The sequence below is a fragment of the Actinotalea sp. C106 genome (genome assembly GCF_023630195.1).
GTDB lineage: Bacteria > Actinomycetota > Actinomycetes > Actinomycetales > Cellulomonadaceae > Actinotalea.
Window position 1 is genome coordinate 1 of the sequence record NZ_JALPKN010000648.1, and the last position, 525, is coordinate 525.

Here is a 525-nt window from a genome sequence, read left to right on the forward strand (position 1 = left end):
GGGGCGGGCCGGCAGGCAAGTCCCGGCTCGGCGCCGCCCTGGGGCCCGAGCACCGCGGACGGCTCGTCGCCCACCTGGCCCGCCACGTGGTCGACACCCTCGGCGCCACCCCCGGGGTCAGCCGGGTCGTGATCGTCACCCCCGACCCGGTGGCGGCAGCCCGCGACCTCGACGGGGCCGCGACCGCCGTCGAGCTGATCACGCAGCCGGCCACGGTGCACGGGCTCAACCCCGCCCTCGACCACGCGAGGAGCACGCTCCCCGGGACCGCGCGGCTCCTGGTCGTCCACGCCGACCTGCCGGGCCTGACCGTGGCAGACGTCCGAGCCCTGCTGGGCCTCACCTCCCCCGTGGTCGTGGCCACCGACCGGGCCGGGCTGGGCACCAACGCCCTGCTCCTGGCGCAGGCCGGCCGCATGCTCGAGCTGGGCTTCGGGACCGACAGCCGACGGCGCCACGAGGCTGCGGCGGCGCGCCTCGGCCTCGACGCCGGCGTGGTGCACCGCCCCGGCACCGGGACCGACC

General features: G+C 78.9%; 1 protein-coding gene. It reads left to right on the plus strand.

What is annotated here, in order from left to right; translation table 11 throughout:
* A partial coding sequence (gene cofC / locus L0B03_RS18995; RefSeq protein ID WP_250448682.1) for a 2-phospho-L-lactate guanylyltransferase occupies positions 1-525 on the plus strand: 525 nt, incomplete at both ends.